Below are 22122 nucleotides of genomic sequence, written 5' to 3' on the forward strand. Positions count from 1 at the left end.
TTGGCTCAAGAAATGCGAGACTTGCTCAAGCAAATAGCTGAAGATAATCAAATCAAAATTGAAAAAATGGAAATAATGCCTGAACATATTTATTTGCTTATCAGCTTTAGACCATCAAAATCAGGTTCAAGCGTAGTCAAAGCACTCAAAGGAAGAAGTGCTTTTTTATTCTTCAAGAATCATCCCGAAATTAAGCAAAACAAGATGTGGGGCGGACATTTATGGTCACCCAGCTATTACTTTGGCACGGTAGGAAATATGTCTAAAGAAGTAGTAGAAAAATACATTAATGACCAGATCTACAATGCCATTTCTGGCGGCAAGCCCTATCCATCCCCGCATTAAAATACGGGGATTTTCGGGCGTTTTTCATTAAATTAATTTTTTTCATCATAAAACCTCATTTCGTTACTTCTATTTTATTGTAAATTGGGCAAAAATTGTTACAATGTGAAGTAAACTACATGAAGTAGATTTCATGTTTTAGGGAGTGATCAAAATTCCAAATCTAGTTAAACAATATCGAAAAGAAAATAAAATGACACAACGGGAGGTTGCCGAAAAGGTGCGCGTGACAGAGCGCACAATTATTTCAGTGGAGAAAGGGAAATATAAGCCTTCCATTGTTTTAGCTTATAAACTGGCTAAATTATTTGGGACAGATATTGAAACTTTATTTTGCTTGAAGGAGTTTGTTGAAAATGAAGAAGAATGATAAAAAGAGAAAAATTAAATACGCTATAAGTACAGTATTCTTTCTGATCATAACTATTATAGACATGGTTGATTTATATAATGATATTTTTAATGGGCGAGGTCACACTATCAAAGATTTAGTTTGGTTAGTAATTTTGATTTTGGTAACCTTGGGTAATTACTATCTAATGAAAGATATTGGTACTATTGACGATGATGATGAACGTGATGATTATGTCCAGATGAAGACAGATTCTACATCGTATCATATTCTTGAATGGATCATAATTATTGCTAGTGTGGCTTTTTCAGCTTGGGGAGTTATTCTATATTCCAAAAACGGAAATGAGCAATTGGCCTTTGTTTTAATTATTATTGGAGCAGTTTTATCATCAATTTGGATATTAACGATTATTATTAATTTCATTATTTGGTTAGTTAATTATTATAAAAATTAAAGGAGAATACAGTAATGAAAATTGGATTTATTGGTACTGGCGTAATGGGGACTGGCATTATTAATAATTTACTAAAGAATAATTATGACGTCACAGTTTACAACAGAACTAAGGCTCACGCTCAACCTGTCTTGGATAATGGAGCCAAGTGGGCAGACAATCCTGCCGAATTAACTAAGCAGGTAGATGTTTTATTCACGATGGTAGGCTTTCCACAAGATGTTGAGAACATTTATTTTGGAGAAAATGGGATCTTCGAAACAGCCCAAGCAGGGCAGTACATCATTGACATGACCACTAGTAAACCAAGCTTAGCCCAAAAGATTGGTCAAACTGGTGAAGATAAGAGGATTCATATTTTTGATGCACCTGTTTCTGGTGGTGATATTGGCGCCAAAAAGGGGACATTAACAGTCATGATTGGTGGACATGAAGAAGATCTTGATCAATTACGTGATATCTTCATGACCTTTTCAAGTAAATTGAATTACTTCGGTCCCTACGGTAGCGGTCAACATGCTAAGATGGCTAACCAAATTATGATTGCCGGAACTATGACTGGTATGACGAAGATGCTTGTTTATGCAAAAGCTGCTGGACTTAACTTGGAACAGGTTTGTCAAACACTACAATCTGGTGCTGCAGAAAACTTTAGTCTAGGATCTTATGGTCCACGTATACTAAAAGGTGACTATACCCCTGGCTTTTTTGCCAAACATTTTTTGAAAGACTTACGTATTGCTCTCGAAGAAGCAGAAAAGATGAACTTAGACTTACCTTCAACCAAAGAGGCAAAACATTTATATGAAGTTTTAGTTGATGACAAAAAACTAGGTAATGATGGCACACAAGCTTTAATTAAATTGTGGTGGAAATAATGTCTTTCAGAACACCTCTGGCAGATAAAATGCGACCGCAAACACTGAATGATATGGTAGGCCAACAAGATTTTCTTGGTAAAGGAAAACCTCTTCGTCGAATTATTGAACAAAAAGTCAATATTTCTCTAATTTTATGGGGACCACCAGGTACTGGAAAATCTAGTTTAGCCCAAATCATAGCTAAGCAATTTGATTATCCTTTAGCAAAATTTAATGCCTCAATCGACAATAAAGCTAAATTAGATCAATTTATCAAAACTTATCCTTATCAGCCCTTTGTTTTGCTTATTGACGAGATTCATCGAATGACTAAAAACCTACAAGATTTTCTTTTGCCATATTTGGAAAATGGTCATATTCTGCTTGTCGGTGCAACAACTGAAAATCCGATTATGTCAATAGTTCCAGCTGTACGTTCTCGTTGTCAGATTTTTGAATTTAAAGCATTAAGCGATCAAGATATTGAGATAGTTTTAAAATGTGCCACAACAGAAGTTCTCAAATTGAAAGATGAACAGATTGAAACGGATGCATTGAAATTAATAGCTATTGCAGCAGATGGTGATCTACGTGTTGCGTTAAATATATTAGAAACAGTTCATGCAATTAATCCTGAAGAATTAACTGTTCAAGATGTTAAAAACTTTGCTAAAGGACAGAATTTTAGCTATGACAAAAAGGCAACTAAACATTACGACTATTTAGCTGCCTATTCAGACTCTATGGCTGGTTCAGATACAGATGCTGCACTTTATTATTTAGCAGTTTTATTGAAAAATGGAGACTTGCAATCTGTTGTCCGCCGGTTAAGAGAAATTCCATATACTTATATTGGTTTGGCCAATCCGCAACAGGTTACTCAAATAGTCACGGCTGCTAATCAGGCGGAAAAGGTGGGGATGCCTAAAGCGAAGTATCCTTTGATATTTGCCACTATGTTGATGTGCATTTCACCAAAATCTGGTTCTTTTGATGAAATTTGGGATAAGTTAGACAAAGACACTGAACATCCTAGTCAACACCCCATGCCTCGAGGGTTACGTGACATGCATTATAAGCATTCTGAAGAAATTACCGGTGGTGGTTTGATTAAAAGCCCATTTGCTGAACCACATCAGATTGCAAAGCAAAATTACATGCCTCAAGGTTTGGAAGGAAAAAGATATTACTATCCTAAAGATAACGCCAATGAAAAAAGACTAAGTGAGCAATATTTAAAATTGCATCGATATATCTATGGTGAAGATTACAAGAACTAACAATATTTAAAATTATGTAAACTAACTTTTAGTAGGCTTGTAAAAGCTAATTTCTTCAGCTAAAATAGCTTTAGTTAAATTATAGGAGTTGAAAGAAATGACAACTAACGAAAAAATCATTACTTTAGTGAAACCTGAATACTTGAAAAAAATTCCTGCTATTTTTCGTAAACATGCAACTAATAATACTTGTAAATTAATCGCTAAAGAATATCCTGATTTATATGCTGCTTTTGAAAAGGAACCTAGTGATGAACAAAAGCAAAAAATGACTAAACTTGTTAACGGCATTTTCGAGGAAAGAATGAAAAAACATAATATGCTTTAAAATAATAGAACTACAGACTTATGCAGATAGGTTCTGTAGTTTTTTGTTTGTTTAATTTTTGAATATTGATCATACTAAAAATGAAACTTTTAATTGCTGGTGCCGGCTTTATTGTACAAGATTGGCTTCAAATAACTAAGGATTTGTCAAAAGTGGAATTAACTGGAATTGCTGGTACAGAAAACGATTTAACTACTATGAAAGAATTAGCTAAACAATATAATATTCAAAATATTTATACTGATTATGCAACTGCTTTAAGGGAAACAAATGCTGATACAGTATATGTAGCCGTACCTAACTTCCTGCACTACTCATTTGTCAAACAAGCATTATTAGCTAATAAAAATGTGATTTGTGAAAAGCCATTCACTGTTAAATACGATGAATTTAAGAAATTAAAACAGTTGGCATTAGAAAAAGATCTAATTCTAGCTGAAGCAATTACCAATCAATATTTAACAAACTATCAAGGATTAAAAGATAAATTGCCTGATTCTAGGTCTAATTAGAATTGTGTCCATGAATTACTCACAATAATTCTCACCGTTACAAAGCTTTTAAAGAGGGAAAAATTTTACCAGTATTTGACCCTAAAAAGGGTGGTGGTGCTCTGATGGATCTGAACATTTATAATATCCACTTTATAGTGGGACTTTTCGGGGTGCCAAAATCAGTTGAATATTTAGCCAATATTCAACGTGATGTTGATACATCTGGTATTTTGCTACTGGATTATGGTGATTTCAAAGTTTTATCAATTGCAGCAAAAGATTCAGGAGCACCTGTAACTTCAACTATCGAAGGAGAAAATGAAACAATTGTAGTTAATGGACCAGCTAATGTCATGGATTCATTTGATATTTACCATAACAGTGAAAAACTACAACATATTGATAAGAAAGTATATCCTCATCGAATATTTGAGGAGTTTAAAGAATTTAACCGGATGATAGAAAAACATGACATGTCCAAATGCAAAAAAATGCTCAACCATAGTGACGAAGTAATGCAAGTTTTACAAAAGGCCGTTGAAAGCGCTGGGCTTAAGCTGGAATAGGAGGAAAACATGAAATTCATATTCTAAATGGTGATAGAAGAGAAATTATTAATTTAGCTGTAAGTATTGAAGCTCGAAGTAACCACCCATTAGCAAAAGCAATTGCTAAATTAGCTGATGAAAAGATAGATCATATTACTACTAATACAATTAAAGGAAAAGGAATTTCTGCTACTTTAGAAAACGATAAATACTATTTAGGTAATTTAGCATTAATTGAAGAGCATACTTTTGTTAATGCAAAACTAACTAAAGTAGTTAATAAATTAAGCAATTTAGGTAACTCTATTGTCATTTTTTCTAACACTGATCAAAGTATGTTAGCAGTCTTTGGCATTAAGGACCGACTTCGACCAGAATCTAAAGCTGCATTGCTTAAATTAAAACAACTTGGGATTAAAAAACTAGTGATGCTCTTAGGCGATAATCAAGAAACAGCAAAACAAATTGCGGCAGAGTTGCCAATTGATGAAGTACATGGACAAATGTTACCTGCAGATAAAGCGCAATTTATTAAAAACGAACAAGCAAATGGTCATCATATAGCTTTTATTGGTGACGGAGTCAATGATAGTCCTGCCCTAGCTAATGCTGACGTTGCTATTGCTATCGGTAGTGGTACCGATGTAGCAATTGACGTGGCAGATATTGTTTTGGTGAAAAATGACTTACGTAAAATTGACTATGCCTTAGCAATTTCTAAGCGAACTGTCTTGAACATGAATGAAAACATTGCAATTGCATTATTAACCGTACTGCTATTGTTCGTTGGATTGTTTGCGGGTTATGTTGAAATGGCTAGTGGCATGTTTATCCATGAATTTAGTATTTTAGTCGTTATCTTAAATGGGATGCGCTTAATTAAAAATTATTAAAAACTTGATGACCGTCAAGTTTCTAAGAAGAAAAAAGATTTAGAATTTAATATGTAATGATGAAAGGAAGATATTTATGCAAAAAGTAATGATGAAGTTAGGTGGCATGACTTGTCCATCTTGTTTAACCAAAATTGAAAAAGCTGTTGAAAACGTTAATGGCACTGATCAAATTAAGGTTTTGTTCAACGCTGGCAAATTAAAGTTTGTAATGGATTCAAACAAGACCAACACAGATGATGTGAAGAATGCTATCGAAAAAATGGGTTATGAAGTTATGGACATTAAAGAAAAGGAGATTAATTAAATGAATTCAGAAGAAGCATACCAATCAGAACTAAAGCAAAGTTAAATAGACCATCACACTCCCACGGTCGGAGCAATGGTTGGTCATATCATTGCTAACTTATTAATTCACTCCTTAAAAATTAGCCAAGCTAAATTCTTTACCAAAGGTAATGCTAGTTTATTTTTATGTCAATATGCTCCTAAATGGATTGAATACGAACAAACAGAGTTCAACAAATTAAACCAAATTTTGGTAAATAATGGCGAAAGTATTCCTACAACCACCGACCAATTTAAAGAATATACTATGCTCGAAGAAAATGGAGCTACAAAATACGAAAAGGGTAACGATCAATTATTTACATTAGTAAAAGACTTTGATACGCAAATTCTTTTTATTACTAAGGCTATTACTCTAGCCCAAAATGAAAATTGGCCAGAATTAAGTGCGAACTTAGTAGAATTATTATCATGGATTAAAGAACAAATTCGCCAATCACAAAACTTTTTGAATCACGATTTGCGTGAAGGATTGTATACTGAAGAAGACGATGATGATGACGATTTTTAAATAAAGGAAGTCTTTAAATGGCAGAGTTATGTGTTCAGTTAGTCCCACTATTTAATGCATTGCCTATAGATGAACAAATGCAAATAGAAGAGCTAGTTCATCACCAAAATTATCGAAAAAATGAGTTAGTCTTGGATCCCACTTCAAATAGTAATTTAATAATTCTTGCTCATGGTAGCGCTCGTCTTTATACCTTGAACAAAGAGGGACATGAGAATGTTATTCAAGTCTTGAAAACTGGAGATTATGCTGGTGAAAATTGGTTATTTGGTGAGGCTAATACCAATACCTACGTTGAAGCCACAGAAGATAGTGAAATTTGTTTACTGAATCGCAATGACTTTTTAGCTTTGATGAAAAAACAACCGGAATTAAGCATAAAGCTCCTAGAACAAAACATCATTAAAGTACGTGCCTTGCAGAAACAAATACAATTATTAAGTCTTCCTAAAGTAGAGGATAGACTACTTAATTATTTGCAGACTTATGCCAAAAAAGTAGGACATAAATCATTTATACTACCATTAAAAATGAAAGATTTAGCACTTTATTTAGGAACTACACCAGAAACTTTATCCCGTAAATTTATTTTACTCAAAAAACGAGGAGTCTTAAAAAGAAAATTGAGACAAATCCAACTATTATTTAAAAAATCAATTGACAATAAATAAGCATGAGTTTACACTAATAGTCAATGGAAGTTACTAAAAGTAAGAAAGGAGTACCAACATGTTGAATTTACAAGCTATATGTCATAACTGTGTATGTTGTCCAAAAGACAATACTTTTTTGCATACGCTAATTCAGCATGACGTACTTCGATATATTTATAGTTAACTTGGTTTTTTAATTTAGCTATTTTAAGGATCTACGAACTGAATTGGTTCGTGGATCCTTTTTTGTTTGGTCTTTGGGAGGGTAAGATCTTATGAATTGGTCAATCATGCAACAAGCGTTGCCAGTATTTGTCCATGCATTTGGACTCACAATTTGGCTATCGCTAATTGGAATAATAGGTTCAATTATTGTTGGAATAATTGCTAGCCTGACGCAATATTTTAAAGTACCAGTACTCAGTCAAGTCATGACAGCATATGTTGAACTAGCACGAAACACACCACTTTTAATTCAATTATTTTTCCTGTACTACGCTTTTCCAGTTATCGGAATAAAAATGTCCGCAGAAGTTTGCGGCATTATCGGTTTAATTTTCTTAGGTGGAGCATACATGGCTGAGGGATTTACTGGTGGCTTTAATGGAATTTCTACGAGTCAAATTAATAGCGGAAAAGCATTGGGGATGAGTCGTTTTCAATTAGCTCGCTATGTTGTTTTTCCGCAAGGCTTTGCCTTAAGCATGCCTGCCTTAACAGCTAATATTATCTTTTTAATTAAAGAAACATCAATTTTCTCAGTAATTGCGATTCCTGAATTAACCAACACGGCCTTAGATTTAACTGGAATGTATTACCGTTCTAATGAATATTTATTAATGCTGGTTATTGCATACGCAATTATCTTGATCCCAGTAATTCTTTTATTAACTTGGCTTGAAAGGAGAGTTCGTTATGGTGCATTCGGGAATTAATGTTTTATTTGAAGGAAGTAACTTCGCCCGTTTAATGGCTGGTCTTTGGACCTCAATTTGGATCGCAGCTATTTCATTAATAATCGGTTTAGCAATTGGTATTATTTTCGGTATTCTGCGAACTTTATCTAATAAATTCATTCGTTTTATTCTGCGAGTTTATCTAGAATTCTTCCGAATAGTACCTACGATCGTTTTACTTTACCTGGTTTACTATATTTTGCCGCGAACTTTTCATGTTAATTGGCCAGCAACCTGGATGGCAGTTTTAGCATTTTCACTATGGGTAGCTGCCGAATTTAGCGATATTGTTCGCGGAGCAATTGAATCAGTTCCTAAGAGTCAACGAGAATCTGGTTTAGCACTAGGTTTAAGTAAAATTCAGCTGTTTAGATATGTTCTGCTTCCTCAAGTAATTAAACTTGAACTACCCGCTACGATTAATTTAGCAACAAGAGTAATTAAGACAACTTCACTTTTACTGGTTATCAGCATTATGGAAGTAATCAATGTTGCCCAGCAAATTATCGAAGCAAATAACCAACAATATCCAACTGGTGTTTTCTGGGTTTACGGTTTGATCTTTATTTTATATTTCGTTCTCGATTACCCATTATCAGCTTGGGCTAAGAAATTAACTAATGAAAGAAAATAGGTGACCATTATGACTGAAGAAATTTTAAAAGTTGAGCATTTAAATAAGTTTTATGATGAACGACAAGTTTTACATAACATTAATTTTTCACTGAAAAAGGGTGAAGTATTAACATTACTTGGACCATCTGGTTCTGGTAAAAGTACCTTACTTAGAACTTTGAATGGATTAGAAGATTATAAAAATGGATCAATCTATTTCCACGAGAAGAAGATTGATCCTAGTCCTAAAGAATGGCAAATCTTGCGACAAAAAATCGGTATGGTTTTCCAAAGTTACGATCTCTTTCCAAATCTAACCGTGATAGAAAACGTCTTACTTGCTCCAGTAAAGGTACAAAAACGTGATGAAAATGAAGTTAAAGAAGAAGCAATTAAATTACTAAAGCAAGTTGGATTAGAGCAATATCTAAATGCTTATCCTAGAGAATTATCAGGTGGTCAAAAACAACGAGTAGCCATAGTTCGTGCATTGGCAATGAAACCTGAAATCATGCTTTTGGATGAAATCACTGCATCCCTCGATCCCGAAATGGTACGCGGAATTGAGGAAATCGTTGAGCTCCTTTCTAAACGTGATCACATGACAATGATTATCGTTACTCACCAAATGAATTTTGCTTCCCGAATTGCAGATGAAGTACTCTTTTTGGAAGATGGCCATATTTTAGAAGATACACCAGGAAAAGAATTCTTTAATCATCCTCAAACGCAAAGAGCAAAAGATTTCCTAGACAGTATGGATTATTAAGGATAAAGCCAATGAAAAAGAAAAATATTTTTAATATTATTATGGGCATCGTTGCTCTGATAGTGGTAGTGAGTGCTGCTTATTTTGGCTTCACACAACCTAATTTAAATAGCGGTACTGCTGGCAGCCGTTGGAGCAATGAAAACGGCATTTCAGAAATTAAACGCCGTGGTTATATCAGAGTTGCAGTTTTTGGAGACTTACCACCATACGGTTGGGTAAATGACCAAGGCAAAAGAGTGGGGTATGATGTTTACTTAGCGCGTAGAATAGCTAAAGATTTAAACGTTAAAATTCGTTTTATTCAAGTAAATGCCAATAATCGTGTAGATACTTTGAATTCAAACAAAGCGGATATAGTTTTAGCTAACTTTACAGTAACGCCTGAACGTAAGGATATAGTTGATTTTGCCAAGCCTTATATGAAGGTGTCAGTGGGTGTAATTTCGCCTAAAAACGCGCCAATCAAAAGTGCCCAAGAATTAAAGGGTAAAAAATTGATTGTCACTAAGGGTACGACAGCCGAAAACTATTTTGCTAAACAATCTGGTGTTAACTTATTAAAATTTGACTCTAAGACGCAGCAGTTCAACGCGCTAAAAAATGGCCGTGGTGCAGCCTTAGCTGATGATAATTCATATCTTTATGCTTGGGTTAAGAAAAATCCGAAGTATGTAGTCGGCATTAAAAGTATTGGGTCACGCCAGTATGTGTCTCCAGCTGTAAAGAAGGGCAATCGCTCATTATTAAAATGGACCAATCAAGAAATAACTAAGTTAACTCAGAAAGGCTTCTTTATAAAAGATTATCAAACAGAACTTGCACCATACTTTGGAAAGGATATTAAGCCAACCGACATTATTTTGAAATAAGTTAAAAGAGAACTTCGAAAACGAGGTTCTCTTTTTTAATACCATCATCAAAAAATAAATGATGTTTTATTTGTATTAAGGGATTGATAACAATGAGGCTGAAAAAGAAGAACTTACACTTAAACCAAGAAATTGAACAACACTACAGCTTTAGAAAATTAGCATCGGGTGCGTTGGTTTCCGCAATTATTGTGCGTTTTTCATAGGGATTAAAACTGAAACAGTTTCAGTTGCTGTAGACAATAATGCTACTCAAGTAACTGTTAAAGAAACAAGCTCTCAAACTTCAACAGATAATTTAGATGTAAATACTGACAGTCACAGTTCTGATAAGATATTAGATAATACTCTTACATACGATAATCAAATTATTAAAAAAGAAACAAATAATACAGAAGCAGAACAGGTTACACAAACTACTGACAAGGAAGAGACTACTACTCAACCAACACAAATTAGCCAAAATGATACTGCCAAGATTAATGTAGAAAAAGATCCTAAACAAGAAACGATCACTACTTCAAAGGCATCATCAGTAGATGCAACTAAACCATTATTAGAATCAAAAACTGAGTCAACCGCTAAATCAGTAACTTTCGGAAATGGCGGTGCTACATTATCAATTAGTCGCAATACAATAGGTGCGACTGGTGATACCACAGCAATTGCTGTTGATTTCAACGTTTCTAATCCAAAAAAGGGCGATCAATATCAAATTGTAATTCCTAAAGGAACTTATGGTATTGGTACTGATGGACAAAATATTCAGTCTGGTGGTACAACTACGATCGCTAATGATGAAGATAAATGCATCATCACTAACACATTTACTGATGATAATGCCGGTACAATTCACCAACAATTTACTTTAAATCCAAGTAATAATTATGGCAGTCAGGATACACCAATGGAATTTATTGGTGATGTACTCAAGAAAATAACCATCACTAAAAAAGATGAAGCTGGAAATTCCGAAACTAAAGAATTGAATTTGACACAAGTTGTTAGTCCGGAAATGAATCCTACATTTAAGCGTACAAGTCCTATAGCTGATTCTGTACGAGCTTCGCCAAATACTGACTATACCTATGAACTTGACATTAATGAAACAGACGGTGTAGCCAAAGGTCTTGATTATTCTAGCAAAAAAGTTAATTCTACAGTGAACACTAATACCATTATTACAATTCCTGTACCTGATAGTTTTGTGTTGAACCAAGATAAAACTTACACGATTAATGATTTTGGCGATCAAACAACTATTACTCAAGCTGTTGGACCCGGTGGCACTATTGTTATTCATGTGCCAAAGCGTAGTGGTCGTCAACATTGGAACAATGGTAGTTTTGGTTATAGAATTGTAGGTCACTATGCTGTTGCTCAGTCAGTTGACGATACTGTAATCAAGGCAGATAAAACAATTCATATCGATCAAACTATCATAAAGGCAGACGGTTTCTTATTAGAGATTTAGATCAACCTTGGACTGAAACTTTACTAGGTAGTAAGCCAAACAATGAAGTACCAGAAATCACACTATCTGCGGATGTTTATGCGGACTCACATCAAATTCCACAAGATGTTGACCCTTCCAAGCTGGTTAACTTTTTTGGTTTTTAAAATACAACCAATCAAGATATTACTACTGCTAAAATTACGCTTACTTTTCCTGATGGTTTAAATATTAATCACTTAGATACTCCATACGATCCAGTTAATTTACCTGACACCATGCCTATACAATAACTTATACCGATGGTCAAACAAACTCTGAGACTATTCAAGCCGGTCAAAGTATTGAAGCCACGGATAATCAAAGTATTGCCAAGGTTGTCATTACACCTAACGTGATTTCTGCTGGTGCTATTTTTAACGGTGATAATCGAATTAAAGCCTACGGTACAGTTAATAAGACATTAAAGGCTGGCACACCAATCAAAGACGGTTACGAATTCGATTCCAAAATTGGTTTTGTTTATAGTGGCCTAATTAAAGGCAATGAAAATAGTTGGGTATTTGCAAGTCCTTTATATGCTAGACAAAATTTAGCAGAGCCTAAAACTAGTGTGGGAACTTATTATGAACAACATAAACGCATGCCTGGTGATAACGATGCAGGATTTCTTTCAGTTTACAGTAATGCAGATAGAAATGCCACTTCTCATAGCGTGCTTGAACCAATTTTCTATTATGTTTTGCCAGAAGGTACCGTTTATAATGGTAATTTTGATCGTGGTTGGAAACAACCTGCGGAACAACAACCAAAGATTACTCACTTTACGGTTGATGACCAAGAAGTAGTGAAGCTTGATTACACTGGTACAGGCTATATCTTTGATACTACCGCTGTTCATAACAATGATGTTCATATTAATAACTTACCTTTGGCTGTCTCATAAATGGGCGATTTACATGTACAGTCCTCATATTAAGATGCTTGAGACACCAGCCAAAGATTATTCAGATTGGAAGAGCACTCAAACTGAAGGAAAATCTGACAATGTTTATGTCTTAGGTAATGGTAACTGGACCATTAGTACTGCTCAACAAGTCCACATTGCATCAGGTATTAAGGGACCAAGCGATGCATTTGCAGTTGATAATACTATTGCTGATGATAAAAATCCTGGGGCATTAGAATATGACTTGAGAATCGACAACAATTTGCAAAAAGTTAATAACGGAGTGGCGGTCATTAATATTAACGACGAGGCCGACAATAACTTCAATTTCACAATGACGGCTCCTGTTAATGTACCTAATGACATTAAAGTTTTATATTCTACATCATTACTTTCAATTTATGAATACAAAATATGTTAATCTTTCCCACGGTAATATCTTTTAAGTTCTTGATATAAAGAACTATTTTCTAGCAAGTATTCATTATAGTGAAAAATTCATAGTATTTTCTGGCAGAAAGGTTGCATTATTGTGACTACAATTGTAAACTAATAAATGTTAGGAGTCTACAAACGTAAACTTAGAATTCAATTAATGGAGGAAGCCAATTGAAGGATGCAAAGAATGTAACCATCACCGATTCTGAATGGATGGTTATGAAAGTAATTTGGACAATGGGACATGCGACTAGTCGTGAACTAATTGATGCTATGAACGAATTAGAAGGCTGGTCAGCTTCAACAACCAAAACGCTACTTCACAGGTTGATTCAAAAACAGGCGGTTGCGCAGCATGGCGGCAGTCGACCATTCACGTATAAGCCGGTTGTTGGCGAGAAGGAATCAATGGCGGTAGCGGCAGATGATTTGTTTGACCATATGTGTGCGATGCGGGCTGGTTCAACAATTGCCGGCGTTATTCAGTCAAGGGAACTCTCACGGGCGGATATTGCGAACTTACAGGCGATTCTAGCTGAAAAGGCCAAAACAGCGCCCGAAGAAGTCCAGTGTAACTGCTTGCCAGGTGATCAAACGTGTTAAGACTGTGGTGTTCTGTTTACTTTTAGGATTGCTGCACAAAAATCCCGAGCCCGGGGATTTCCACACAAGGAACTTATATTTAGGCTTCTAACCGCTTTGCTACGCACACTTATTTTTAGGAGGGTCGATAATCATGGAAAATAAAGAGGAACATATGAACATGAAAAACATGAGTGCTAAGAATATGGAAAATAATGAATCAAATATGAGTCATATGGATCACGATATGACCGAAACGGATCACAGCCAAATGAACATGAATCACGGTGATATGGATATGGCTGGGACCGACATGATGATGCACGGTGGCTCAATGATGCATATGGGGAATTTGAAAGTTAAATTTTGGGTCTCCGTTGTCTTAGCGATTCCAGTTTTACTGTTAGCACCAATCATGGGTTTAAACGTTTCCATCCTCAGTTTCAGTTCACCGCTAATTGTTGGCATTATCATCGTTTTGTTTGATACGGCACTTTACTTTTATGGCGGAATGCCCTTTTTAAAGGGAGCTAAAGCGGAAATTCAGAATAAATCTCCTGAAATGATGACGCTAGTAACCCTTGGAATTTCCGTTTCGTATTTCTACAGTTTGTACGCATTTATTGCCAACAACTTCTTGAACCCGGCAAATCCTGTAATGGATTTTTCGTTCGAACTTGCAACCCTGATTTTAATTATGCTTCTAGGACACTGGATTGAAATGAATGCATTGATGGGGGCTGGGAATGCATTACAAAAGATGGCGGCTCTGTTGCCTAAGACGGCTCATCTAGTTACAGATAATGGTGAAACAAAAGAAGTGCCAGTATCTGATTTAAAAGTTGGTCAAGCTTTCCAAGTGCGTTCAGGTGAGAGTATTCCAGCCGATGGTGTTATTACGGCTGGGGAGTCGACCGTGAATGAAGCACTGGTAACCGGTGAATCTGCTGCCGTTACCAAGAACGTTGGCGATAAGGTCATTGGTGGTACAATCAACAATAACGGGACGCTAACGGTTAAAATTAGTGGTACTGGTGACTCCGGCTATCTTTCTCAAGTAATGAAAATGGTTCGAAATGCCCAGCAAGCTAAATCTAAAGCAGAAGATAAAGCTGATTTAGTTGCCAAGTATCTATTTTACGCGGCACTTAGTGTTGGGATTATTGCTTTCTTTGCCTGGTTACCCCAGGGATTGGCGACTGCAATGACGATCATGGTGACCGTCTTCGTGATTGCTTGCCCGCATGCATTAGGATTAGCGATTCCATTAGTGGTTTCTCGTTCTACTACGATTGGCGCTCAAAATGGGCTATTAGTTCGAAATCGCCAAGCCATTGAAGCAAGTCAACATGTTAGCCACGTTCTCTTGGATAAAACTGGCACGTTAACAGAAGGTAAATTTACTGTGAATGCATTGATTCCAAATGATGGGATTGACGAAACAACGTTATTAAGCCGACTGGCCGCCCTTGAAAATAATTCGACTCATCCGCTGGCCCAAGCAATCATTGCTGAAGCCCAAGCGAAGGACATTGAAGTCGTTGCGGCTGAAAAGTCTCAAAATATTCCGGGCGTTGGTATTTCCGGTAATATTGATGGTACTGACTATATGATTGTTAATGGTAACTATTTAACGAAGCAAGGGATCAGGTTTGACAAAGCCACTGCTGATAAATGGGCTGCTAAGGGTAATTCCGTCAGCTTCCTATTGCAGGGCACCCAAGTTCAAGGAATGGTTGCTGAAGGTGACACCATCAAAGCGAGTGCTAAGGAATTAATTAGTGGTCTTCAGAGGCGAGGAATTACCCCCGTAATGCTCACTGGCGATAATCCAAAAGCCGCGGAACACGTTGCTAACTTACTAGGATTGACTGAATTCCATGCAGGCCTATTACCAGATGATAAGCAAAAGATTATTGCTGATTATCAAGCAAAGGGCAATCACGTCATCATGGTTGGTGACGGCGTAAATGACGCACCAAGTCTTTCCGCGGCCGATATTGGAATTGCAATTGGTGCCGGAACCGATGTTGCCATTGATTCCGCTGATGTTGTGTTGGTTAAATCAGAACCCAGCGATATTTTACATTTTCTTGATTTGGCTAAAATCACAAATCGGAAAATGGTTCAAAATCTCTGGTGGGGAGCAGGCTACAATATTGTCGCAATTCCACTCGCTGCCGGTGTGTTGTCATTTATGGGAATCACTCTAGACCCAGCCGTTGGTGCTGTGGCCATGGCGATGTCGTCAATTATCGTGGCAATTAATGCGATGGGATTGACTGGTAAAAAGATTAAAAACGTGTAATTAAGTGATGACAAAAACTTATTATAGAAACAAAGCAAAAGGAAGTGAAACTATGTCACAATGGATTCTGATAGCCCTTTTTCTTCTAGCACACCCACTCATGATGCTATTTATGCACAAGGGTATGCACAAGGGTATGCACGGTGGCTCTGGTAGTATGGGCTGCTGTGGAAACAACACTCAACAAAATTCCAATAATACTGAAAAGCCACGTAAAAAAGTCAATTAACTTGGGGGTATATATTATATAAAAATATTAACTGGTAGTCGCGGTGATGAGGTCCATGAACACCTTTACGAAAATGGTCAAAGACGGGTTGGTCATCGTATACTAAAGAAAAATACAGTGACAAACAACGGAGAATTTCACCCTGTACCTGGAAATATAGTTCTCATTCCCTTAAAAGGGACGGTGAAACTGACCACACCAGATCAAGAATGTACAATCAAAAATGGTCAACTTGCAATACTTGGACCAACTGATAGTTTTTACTTAACTGCAATTGATGATGTTGAATTTGTCGGTGTTGTTGATATTAAATAGCTCAAAAAGAGTGTCACATGGCACTCTTTTTTATATATGCTGGCTGCTCCATATTTACGACACATATGACTGTTTTAATAAAGTGTATTTCAAAAAAATAGAGGAGAAAGACCAGCTGGTAGTTTGGTCTTTTTTCTCTTGAAAAAAATGCATTCTAAATAGTTAATTCATTTTCTTGTGGTTAAGCTAACACTAGCCTGCCCCGCTCGGGTAGAGTTCTGCATGAGATGCGCTCGCTATGCAATAGCCCGTCGGAGGTTTTTCTAGCCGGATAATAGGCGCAGAAAAATAGCAGTTCTCCCAGTAGGAAGGGAGAACGCTACTACCTCGTAGAGCCCACACTTTTACTTGTAAAGTATAGTTAGTTATACTTACTTGGAAGTAATCACCGAATTCCAGTTAGAAACTATTTTGTAACTACGTTTTGAGGAGGATAAAATGCGTTCTTACGTCCGGCATTACCCACTAGCGATAGCTAAATTAATGTGTCTGTGCTCCCCTAAAATCTGCTGATTTATTACTGACTAATACAGGAGGTTTTTATGGGACGGACAATCATATCTGCTATTGGTGTTTATATTTCCACCAGTATAGATTATTTAATTGTTTTGATTATTTTATTTGCACAGCTATCACAGAATAAACAGAAATGGCATATTTATGCGGGGCAATATCTAGGCACGGGCTTACTTGTAGGGGTGAGTTTAGTTGCTGCTTATGTCGTCAATTTCGTGCCTGAAGCATGGATGGTTGGATTGCTTGGTTTAATCCCTATCTATTTAGGGATTCGCTTTGCAATTGTTGGAGAAGGTGAGGAAGAAGAAGAGGAAGAAATTATTGAAAGATTAGAACAAAGTAAGGCAAATCAACTGTTTTGGACAGTTACATTGCTGACAATTGCGTCTGGCGGAGATAATTTAAGTATCTATATACCTTATTTTGCTTCGTTAGATTGGGCACAGACCCTCGTGGCGTTGCTTGTGTTTGCAATCGGCGTAATTATCTTTTGCGAGCTTAGTCGGGTGCTATCCTCTATTCCGTTAATATCCGAGCCAATTGAAAAATACGAGCGAATCATTGTGCCCTTAGTATTCATTCCACTTGGACTATACATCATGTATGAAAATGGCACGATAGAGACTTTTCTAAACTTTATTTTATAGATAAAAAAGCCCCTTAAATGATATGACCCCCGAAATTAGTGTTCTAATTTCGGGGGTTATTTTCATGACTAAATACACTAAAGAAATCAAACTTGCTATCTACCACGAATGGGTAAATGATTACAGAAGAGGCACCTACCTTAGCCGGAAATATGGGATGGGGCGTGGAGGAATCCAGTATTTGGTGGGCTTGATTCAAAAACATGGTGAAGATATTCTGGATCGCCCTCAACAGAAATATACTGCTGATTTCAAGCTTGCTGCCATTGATAGAGTTCTGCTAGGTGGTGAAGCACTTAGACAGGTTTCTCTAGACTTAGGACTTACAAATACAGGCATTCTTGCAAATTGGCTTCGCTCTTTTAAAGAAAACGGGTATACTGTCATTACCAAGAAGAAAGGTAGATCAACCCAAGAATGCCCAAAAGCAAGGACAAACAGTGGATCAAAGAACTGGAAGAGCAGGTAAAGAGGCTTACAGTCGAGCTTGCATACATAAAAAAATTGGAGGCCTTAATTCAAAAACGTAAGAGCCAAGAAAAGAAGAATTAGCTCGTGCAATCAATGAATTAAGGCAAGAATTGCGGCTTAGCGTTAAGTACATTATCGACGTTATCAATGCCAACCCTGGATTGCCTCATATCTCAAGAAGTAACTACTACTACCAAACCCATAAGCTTGATAAGGATTCTGGTAACCAGAAGCTGATGGATAGAATCAAAGAGATCTTTCTAGAACACAGCCAGCGCTATGGGTACCGGCGAATCTACGGACAGCTTCGCCGGGAAGACTATGAGGTCAACCATAAGAAGGTGCAGAGGCTCATGCAAAAGATGGGCTTATTCGCTATCTCAATCCGCAAGAAACGTAAATACAGCAGCTATTACGGCGTTCAGGGCAAAATCAAGCCAGACTTAATCAAGCGCAATTTCTACGCAATTATTCCCAACAGACATTGGTTTACCGACGTGACTGAATTCTATCTTAGAGATCAAAAGCTCTACCTTTCTCCAATTATCGATGGTTGTACCCAAGAAATCATCTCCTACAACATTTCTAGGCACCCAGACCTTAAGCAAGTGATGACTATGCTAAATGACGCATTTGAGAAGCACCCGGCTCTTAATGGGCTTATTTTCCACTCAAACCGTGGCTGGCAATATCAGCACCAAGCATATCGAGCTGCTCTGGCTAACAGAGGGATCGATCAGAGTATGTCCAGGTTGGGTAATTCTCTCGATGACGGTTTAATAGAAGGCTTTTTCGGCATTCTTAAGCGGGAGATGTTCTAAGGCCAAGAACATAAATACAAGGACTTAAATGAGTTTGAGAAAGCTATTCACAAATACATCGATTACTACAACAACGTAAGAATCAAGACAGGACGAAAAAGCAAAGAATAAGCCAAAGTGGTATGCCTTCTACTACTGATAAACCGGAAGGACACATTGGCGTAAGTGGTGATCCTATCACTTCTGATAAACCTGAATTTCCGATTGGCATCAGCGGCGATCCTATCACTACCGACAAACCGAAATTCCACATTGGTGTAAGTGGCAATCCCATTACTACGGGCAAGCCAGAATTTAAGATTCCAGAAGAACCGAATGTTCCTGAAGTGCCAGATACTCCTGACACAGATGAGCCTGATGAAACTATTCCACCAAAACCCGAATTAAACACCGAAGATTCTGACATAACAGTTAAGCCAGATGCTGAATCAAAACCAAAAGGTAAGTCCAATAACGAAAAATCTACCCGTAAGACTATTCAGCCAAAATCTGAAAAGCAACCTACTGCACCTAAAAAGCATTACAAGGTAAATTCAGCAATTAATACGCCTGAAAAGAATAAAATTATAGCAACTAATACCAAAATTGAATTGCCACAAACTGGTAATTCAGAGAACAGAAATACTAATTTAATTGCTGGAATTCTTTTAAGCTTAGGCACTGGTATATTGTCTAGTCTTGGGTTTAAGAAGCGTAAACACAATTAAAGATAAAAAAACAATCAAGTCTCACTTAAAAAAGAGATTTGATTGCTTTTATTTATTTCTTAAATTGATTTTTAACATATTCCGCATAGAGTGGGGTAGATTTGATTAAATCATCATGCTTACCATATCCCGAAACAGTGCCATGATCGATAAAGTAGATACGATCTGCATCAACAATCGTGCTTAACCGGTGTGCTATGACCAAAGTTATCCGATTTTTCATTAATCCACTCAGCGCCTTTTGGACCATTGCTTCTGATTCAGAATCCAAGCTAGCTGTAGCTTCGTCTAACATTAAAATCTTAGGATTGCGTAAAAATGCTCTAGCAATTGCGATTCTTTGACTACTATGTTGGCCGTGCATTTCACCCACGTTCAGTTAACTCAAATGGTGCTTGGGATGCTCTTACTCCATGGAGCTACTACAACTTCCCACTACAGCAAAGAATTGAAACTATCAAGTAACCTAAGTTAATCGTAACTGGTGAAAAAGCCCACTCACGTTACATGGCTAAAGAAGCTTATAACCGATTAAAGGATCCAAAAGAACTGGTCATTGTGCCTAATGCAACTCACGTTGACTTATATGACCAAATGGATAAAATCCCATTTGATAAATTTGATGAATTCTTTAAAGAAAATCTTTAATTAACCAACATATTATATAATTCCATAACTGCGAAAAAACGAGTAACGATAATCATTAATAATAATGAAAGTCGTTGCTCGTTTTTCTTTGTCTTCTGTTACAATATAGTAGACTTACAATTAGTTAGAAAAAAGCTTAATTATGATTCATAACTCCACCATTGATACTCAACTCAATCACAAGTCTATTCGAAAATTTAAGGATATCACCTTAAATCATGAACAACTAGAAACTTTATACACTGTCTTCAGCCGCACAGCTACTAGCATGTTCATGCAAAACGCATCCCTACTGCACATCACCGATGAAGCCAAAAAACAAAAGATCCAGGAACTTTGCGGTCAAAAATATGTTGGTGCTGAAGGAGACCTATTTATTTTTATTGTCGATCTTTACCGCAATCAGCAAATTAGAAAGCAACTAAACAAAGATGACGGTAGAGTACATACAACCGATATTTTCTTCCAAGCAATGGAAGATACATTGCTTGCTTTTCAAAATGTGGCTAATGCCGTTGAAAGCATGGATTTAGGTTATGTGCCTCTTGGTACAATCAATGATCATTGATCATCCTTTGCAAATGCTAAAAACTCTTGATCTACCTAAGTTAACTTTTCCTGTTTTAGGGATGCAAGTTGGCGTGCCCGATCAAGAGCCACAATTAAAGCCACGTTTGCCACTTAAATTCATATGTTTTGAAGATTCATATCCAAAAGATTTTGATGTTAAAGATTTAAAGGACTACGATCAAGTCGTGACTACTTACTATGATTTACGTGATAGTAATCGCCGGATTGATTCATTTACTAAGCAAATTACGGGCGCTAAGCTCAATAATCATGAAACTGATCGTGATCAATTAGTAAAAGAATTACATCAACAAGAATTATGTCTTGATTGAATAGAGCTTGTGCCATATTTTTGGTAAAATCATTCATGAAGGAGTTCTTCTTTCTGTATGTTTTTTTGTTCAAACCAATCATACGAGAAAGGAACTCCTTTTTCTAATAGTTTAAGAAATTAATTTAAAGAATCATTCATCCTTACACAAACTATTTTACGGTCTCTTTTTTTGCTTAACATTAGGATACTGGTCTATTTTATTTAAGTCTTAATAAATATATTTGACTTAATCATTCTTAGCTAATTTCTCATATCCAGCTTTAGTAAAACGATTTAACATTTGCACACCATGGGCCCATTTTTCATTCTTTTGGAAATGATTGGCACGATTAACAGCGAAAGAGCCATGAATAATATACGTAAATAATGTTTCGGCATCTTCTTTACTTAACCCAGTTTTCTTAATAATTAAAGGCAAGACTTTACCTCGCTCATGAGCAACTATCCGACCAAGAATGTATTCACTTAAATCAGGATCCATTAATAGACTTTGATATTTATCTGAATCTCCGATCCGTTGACAAGCAGGTACTAAGGATTCATTTTTATTAAGATAATCAAAAGAATAGTGGTCCTCTGTATCTAATCCTGTAGCTGATTCCTGAACTAAAAATAGGACATCATTGAGAACGGCATTTAACACATCAGTTATTGATGTGAAATGTAAATAGAAAGTAGAACGAGTAATATCAGCTTCACGACAAATTTGAGTAATAGTAACTTTAGAATATGATTTTTCTTTAACTAATTTAATAAAAGTATCTTTAATTACTCTAATTGTATAAAGTGTTCTACGATCTGTTTTTCTTCTTTTGATTTCTACCATAGCTTATTAACTCACAATCTTATTCTT

25 protein-coding genes and 5 pseudogenes are annotated in these 22122 nt (G+C 36.3%); 27 read left to right on the forward strand and 3 right to left on the reverse strand.

All coding sequences use genetic code 11. From position 1 onward, the window contains the following. The 15 genes and pseudogenes from tnpA to FC37_RS09130 form a co-directional block, all read left to right on the forward strand. On the forward strand, nucleotides 1-345 hold a 345-nt coding region (tnpA, locus tag FC37_RS09060), incomplete at its 5' end, for an IS200/IS605 family transposase (RefSeq protein WP_236697323.1). Between the two features lie 154 nt (nucleotides 346-499). After that, entirely contained in the window at nucleotides 500-715 is a 216-nt protein-coding gene (locus FC37_RS09065) for a helix-turn-helix transcriptional regulator (protein ID WP_025006076.1), read from the forward strand. Further along, nucleotides 702-1154: a hypothetical protein gene (locus FC37_RS09070; protein WP_035434446.1), complete on the forward strand. Its 453-nt coding sequence runs from the start codon at nucleotides 702-704 to the stop codon at nucleotides 1152-1154. The genes FC37_RS09065 and FC37_RS09070 overlap by 14 nt, the downstream gene beginning before the upstream one ends. Nucleotides 1155-1168: 14 nt before the next feature. Continuing rightward, a complete protein-coding gene (locus FC37_RS09075; protein WP_056945623.1) occupies nucleotides 1169-2032 on the forward strand; it encodes an NAD(P)-dependent oxidoreductase in 864 nt (287 codons plus the stop codon). Further along, nucleotides 2032-3294, forward strand: coding sequence for a replication-associated recombination protein A (locus tag FC37_RS09080; RefSeq protein WP_025006078.1), 1263 nt, complete (start codon nucleotides 2032-2034; stop codon nucleotides 3292-3294). Before FC37_RS09075 ends, FC37_RS09080 begins: the two co-directional genes overlap by 1 nt. A gap of 97 nt (nucleotides 3295-3391) precedes the next feature. Continuing rightward, nucleotides 3392-3622, forward strand: a complete 231-nt coding sequence (locus tag FC37_RS09085; protein WP_025006079.1) for a hypothetical protein — start codon at nucleotides 3392-3394, stop codon at nucleotides 3620-3622. A gap of 80 nt (nucleotides 3623-3702) precedes the next feature. Further along, a pseudogene (locus FC37_RS09090) lies at nucleotides 3703-4682 on the forward strand (Gfo/Idh/MocA family protein). Nucleotides 4683-4696: 14 nt separating this feature from the next. Beyond that, nucleotides 4697-5557 (forward strand): annotated as a pseudogene (locus FC37_RS09095) (HAD-IC family P-type ATPase); the annotation flags it as partial. 76 nt (nucleotides 5558-5633) lie between these two features. Beyond that, on the forward strand, nucleotides 5634-5864 hold the full coding sequence (locus tag FC37_RS09100) for a heavy-metal-associated domain-containing protein (RefSeq protein ID WP_025006081.1): 231 nt from the start codon (nucleotides 5634-5636) through the stop codon (nucleotides 5862-5864). A 45-nt stretch (nucleotides 5865-5909) separates the two neighbouring features. After that, a complete protein-coding gene (locus tag FC37_RS09105) occupies nucleotides 5910-6416 on the forward strand; it encodes a DNA-binding protein (protein ID WP_233186985.1) in 507 nt (168 codons plus the stop codon). 17 nt (nucleotides 6417-6433) lie between these two features. Continuing rightward, nucleotides 6434-7087: a Crp/Fnr family transcriptional regulator gene (locus FC37_RS09110; RefSeq protein WP_025006082.1), complete on the forward strand. Its 654-nt coding sequence runs from the start codon at nucleotides 6434-6436 to the stop codon at nucleotides 7085-7087. A gap of 257 nt (nucleotides 7088-7344) precedes the next feature. Further along, a complete protein-coding gene (locus FC37_RS09115; protein WP_025006083.1) occupies nucleotides 7345-8004 on the forward strand; it encodes an amino acid ABC transporter permease in 660 nt (219 codons plus the stop codon). Beyond that, nucleotides 7985-8659 (forward strand): amino acid ABC transporter permease, encoded by a 675-nt coding sequence (locus tag FC37_RS09120; protein WP_025006084.1) that lies wholly within the window; start codon nucleotides 7985-7987, stop codon nucleotides 8657-8659. Before FC37_RS09115 ends, FC37_RS09120 begins: the two co-directional genes overlap by 20 nt. A gap of 9 nt (nucleotides 8660-8668) precedes the next feature. Beyond that, the gene (locus FC37_RS09125; RefSeq protein ID WP_056945624.1) at nucleotides 8669-9409 is read left to right on the forward strand and encodes an amino acid ABC transporter ATP-binding protein; all 741 of its coding nucleotides are present in this window, start codon (nucleotides 8669-8671) and stop codon (nucleotides 9407-9409) included. Nucleotides 9410-9420: 11 nt separating this feature from the next. Then, nucleotides 9421-10281 carry a transporter substrate-binding domain-containing protein gene (locus tag FC37_RS09130; RefSeq protein WP_025006085.1) on the forward strand — a complete coding sequence of 287 codons (861 nt, stop codon included), beginning with the start codon at nucleotides 9421-9423 and terminating at the stop codon, nucleotides 10279-10281. Between the two features lie 441 nt (nucleotides 10282-10722). On the opposite strand, the gene FC37_RS09135 is transcribed toward FC37_RS09130, so the two are convergent. Then, nucleotides 10723-10962, reverse strand: a complete 240-nt coding sequence (locus FC37_RS09135; RefSeq protein WP_056945625.1) for a hypothetical protein — start codon at nucleotides 10960-10962, stop codon at nucleotides 10723-10725. A gap of 226 nt (nucleotides 10963-11188) precedes the next feature. Here FC37_RS09135 and FC37_RS09140 point away from each other — a divergent pair, with 226 nt between their 5' ends. The 10 genes and pseudogenes from FC37_RS09140 to FC37_RS09185 all read left to right on the forward strand — a co-directional run bounded on the left by FC37_RS09140 (nucleotide 11189) and on the right by FC37_RS09185 (nucleotide 19717). Next, nucleotides 11189-11755, forward strand: coding sequence for a hypothetical protein (locus tag FC37_RS09140; protein ID WP_025006087.1), 567 nt, complete (start codon nucleotides 11189-11191; stop codon nucleotides 11753-11755). Between the two features lie 373 nt (nucleotides 11756-12128). After that, nucleotides 12129-12680, forward strand: a complete 552-nt coding sequence (locus FC37_RS09145) for a hypothetical protein (protein WP_025006088.1) — start codon at nucleotides 12129-12131, stop codon at nucleotides 12678-12680. A 13-nt stretch (nucleotides 12681-12693) separates the two neighbouring features. After that, nucleotides 12694-13104: a hypothetical protein gene (locus FC37_RS09150; RefSeq protein ID WP_025006089.1), complete on the forward strand. Its 411-nt coding sequence runs from the start codon at nucleotides 12694-12696 to the stop codon at nucleotides 13102-13104. Between the two features lie 188 nt (nucleotides 13105-13292). After that, the gene (locus FC37_RS09155) at nucleotides 13293-13724 is read left to right on the forward strand and encodes a CopY/TcrY family copper transport repressor (RefSeq protein WP_025006090.1); all 432 of its coding nucleotides are present in this window, start codon (nucleotides 13293-13295) and stop codon (nucleotides 13722-13724) included. A 133-nt stretch (nucleotides 13725-13857) separates the two neighbouring features. Further along, nucleotides 13858-16011: a heavy metal translocating P-type ATPase gene (locus tag FC37_RS09160; RefSeq protein ID WP_025006091.1), complete on the forward strand. Its 2154-nt coding sequence runs from the start codon at nucleotides 13858-13860 to the stop codon at nucleotides 16009-16011. 52 nt (nucleotides 16012-16063) lie between these two features. Then, nucleotides 16064-16240, forward strand: coding sequence for a DUF2933 domain-containing protein (locus tag FC37_RS10160; RefSeq protein WP_081776575.1), 177 nt, complete (start codon nucleotides 16064-16066; stop codon nucleotides 16238-16240). 183 nt (nucleotides 16241-16423) lie between these two features. After that, a complete protein-coding gene (locus tag FC37_RS10940; RefSeq protein WP_255404534.1) occupies nucleotides 16424-16555 on the forward strand; it encodes a hypothetical protein in 132 nt (43 codons plus the stop codon). Between the two features lie 542 nt (nucleotides 16556-17097). Continuing rightward, entirely contained in the window at nucleotides 17098-17718 is a 621-nt protein-coding gene (locus FC37_RS09170) for a CadD family cadmium resistance transporter (RefSeq protein ID WP_025006092.1), read from the forward strand. A 64-nt stretch (nucleotides 17719-17782) separates the two neighbouring features. Further along, a pseudogene (locus FC37_RS09180) lies at nucleotides 17783-19121 on the forward strand (IS3 family transposase). Nucleotides 19122-19132: 11 nt separating this feature from the next. Further along, nucleotides 19133-19717, forward strand: a complete 585-nt coding sequence (locus FC37_RS09185) for an LPXTG cell wall anchor domain-containing protein (RefSeq protein ID WP_025006095.1) — start codon at nucleotides 19133-19135, stop codon at nucleotides 19715-19717. A gap of 52 nt (nucleotides 19718-19769) precedes the next feature. On the opposite strand, the pseudogene FC37_RS09190 reads toward FC37_RS09185, so the two are convergent. Further along, nucleotides 19770-20060, reverse strand: a pseudogene (locus FC37_RS09190) (multidrug ABC transporter permease); the annotation flags it as partial. Nucleotides 20061-20224: 164 nt separating this feature from the next. On the opposite strand from FC37_RS09190, the gene FC37_RS10610 reads away from it, so the two are divergent. Together FC37_RS10610 and FC37_RS09195 are read left to right on the forward strand one after the other, a co-directional pair. Continuing rightward, nucleotides 20225-20365 (forward strand): alpha/beta hydrolase, encoded by a 141-nt coding sequence (locus FC37_RS10610; RefSeq protein WP_236697324.1) that lies wholly within the window; start codon nucleotides 20225-20227, stop codon nucleotides 20363-20365. Nucleotides 20366-20507: 142 nt separating this feature from the next. Then, nucleotides 20508-21267: pseudogene (locus tag FC37_RS09195) on the forward strand (NADPH-dependent oxidoreductase). Between the two features lie 228 nt (nucleotides 21268-21495). Here FC37_RS09195 and FC37_RS09200 read toward each other — a convergent pair. Beyond that, nucleotides 21496-22095 (reverse strand): TetR/AcrR family transcriptional regulator, encoded by a 600-nt coding sequence (locus tag FC37_RS09200; protein ID WP_082603685.1) that lies wholly within the window; start codon nucleotides 22093-22095, stop codon nucleotides 21496-21498. Between the last annotated feature and the right edge of the window lie 27 nt (nucleotides 22096-22122).

The organism is Lactobacillus gallinarum DSM 10532 = JCM 2011, assembly GCF_001434975.1.
Taxonomy (GTDB): Bacteria; Bacillota; Bacilli; order Lactobacillales; family Lactobacillaceae; genus Lactobacillus; species Lactobacillus gallinarum.